This window comes from Desulfofundulus australicus DSM 11792 (genome assembly GCF_900129285.1).
Classification (GTDB): Bacteria; Bacillota; Desulfotomaculia; order Desulfotomaculales; family Desulfovirgulaceae; genus Desulfofundulus; species Desulfofundulus australicus.
On the sequence record NZ_FQUW01000068.1, the window covers coordinates 1 to 2,123 of the forward strand.

The window sequence follows — 2,123 nt, forward strand, 5'->3', positions numbered from 1 at the left end:
CCCAACGGCGCCTCCCAGCAGAAGGGTTACGAAAAGGCCCAGCTCCTGGCCATGCTGGAGGCGGCCCTGGAAGCGGTGTAGGTTTGATCAGTAATGGCGATGCTTTGTAATTGCTCAGCAAAACCGCTACCATCGGCGTGGTGCCGCGTTGTCCAAAGCGAACGACTTGCGGAGCTCTGGTAACAGCACCCGGCGAAGCGAGGGCAACCGGACTGCGGCGCGAAACCAGCGGCACCGGAATGTAGCATTAGAAAAGTAACTTACTAAAACGGCAAAAAGATGACAGTAAGGTACAACTGCCATGCCGCCTTTGCAGCGCCGCTAGTCCGGTCCGAAGCGAGCCGCGGTGCGCATCTTACGCGGAGCACCGGAGTGAGCGTGGGACAACGCGGCACCATAGCGGGGTCACTACTCAACATTTACGATGCTTTTAACAAGGAGGTCACCTCTGTGGCAACAAAAAGCCAGCCTAGAGGCTCCGTGGTGATTGTAGGGGCCGGGATCAGCGGGATGCAATCGGCCCTGGACCTGGCCGGGGCAGGGTTTAAAGTCTACGTGGTGGAGCGGGGCCCGGCCATTGCCGGCCATATGCCCATGCTGGATAAAACCTTCCCCACCAACGACTGCTCCATGTGCATCCTCTCTCCCAAGGTGGCCGACCTGGGAGGACACCACAACATCGAGGTATTCACCCTGGCCGAGGTTACCGGGGTAAGCGGTGAGCCGGGCGACTTTACCGTTACCGTCCGCAAGCACCCCCGCTTTGTGGATTTAAGTCGCTGTGTCAGCTGCGGTCGCTGTGAGCAGGTCTGCCCCCGGGAAACGGCCGACGACTTCAACCAGGGCCTGGGCACGCGCAAAGCCATATACAAACCCTATGCCCAGGCATTTCCCAACGCCTACGCGGTGGACCCCGACGCCTGCCAGCAGTGCGGCGCATGTGTGGAGAAATGTGCCCGCAAGGCCATTGACCATCATATGCGCGAGGAAGAACTGCAGATCAAGGCCGGAGCGGTGATCCTGTCCCCGGGCTTTGAGCTGTTTGATGCAGCCGCCCGGCCGGAACTGGGTTACGGGCGCTTCCCCAACGTGGTTACCAGCCTGCAGTTTGAACGGATCCTGAGCGCTTCCGGTCCCTACCAGGGTCACCTGATCCGGCCCTCCGACGGCAAAGAACCCCGGCGCATTGCCTGGATCCAGTGCGTGGGTTCCCGGGAGCCCCGCTCCGGGGCTGATTACTGCTCGGCCGTGTGCTGCATGTACGCCACCAAGGAGGCCATCGTGGCCATGGAACACAACCCCGGGCTGGAAGCAACCATCTTTTACATGGACATACGGGCATACGGGAAGGGTTTTGAGCAGTACTATCGGCGGGCAAAAGAAGAGCTGGGTGTGCGCTACGTGCGCTGTGCGGTTTCCGAAGTAAAAGAAATTCCCGGCAGCAGGAACCTGCTGCTGTGCTACCGCACCCCGGAAGGCGCTTTCCGGGAGGAAGAGTTCGACCTGGTGGTGCTGTCGGTGGGCCTGCGCCCGGCCCGGGGAGCCCGGGAACTGGCAGCCGCCCTGGGAGTGGAGCTGGACCGGTTTGGTTTTTGCCGGAGCGATCCCTTCAACCCGGTGGCCACTTCCAGGCCCGGAATTTTTGCCGGCGGCGTATTTGCCGGTCCCAAGGACATACCGGAGACGGTGACCGAGGCCAGCGCGGCGGCGGGCTGCGTTTCCCGGCTGTTGAGCACGGCCCGGGGCAGCGAGACCCGGGTCAAGGAGTATCCCCCGGAGAGGGCGGTGCACAAGGAGCCGCCCCGGGTGGGGGTGTTTGTCTGCCACTGCGGCATCAACATCGGCAGCGTGGTACGGGTGCCCGAGGTGGTGGAATACGCCCGGAAGCTGCCGTGGGTGGTCCACGCCCAGGAGTTTCTCTTTGCCTGTGCCCAGGACAGCCTGGAGAAAATCCGCCGGACCATCATCAACCGCAAACTCAACCGGGTGGTGGTGGCGTCGTGCACGCCACGGACCCACGCGCCGTTATTCCAGGGCGTCATGCGGGAAGCGGGGTTGAACCCCTACCTGTATGAGCACGTGAACATCCGGGAGCACTCCTCCTGGGTGCACCGGGACCGGCC

Annotated in this window: 1 protein-coding gene; it reads left to right on the forward strand. The window is 62.5% G+C overall.

Features of this window, described 5'->3' with window-relative positions:
* Positions 1-450: 450 nt before the first annotated feature.
* A partial coding sequence (locus BUB44_RS14815; protein WP_114362205.1) for a CoB--CoM heterodisulfide reductase iron-sulfur subunit A family protein occupies positions 451-2,123 on the forward strand: 1,673 nt, incomplete at its 3' end.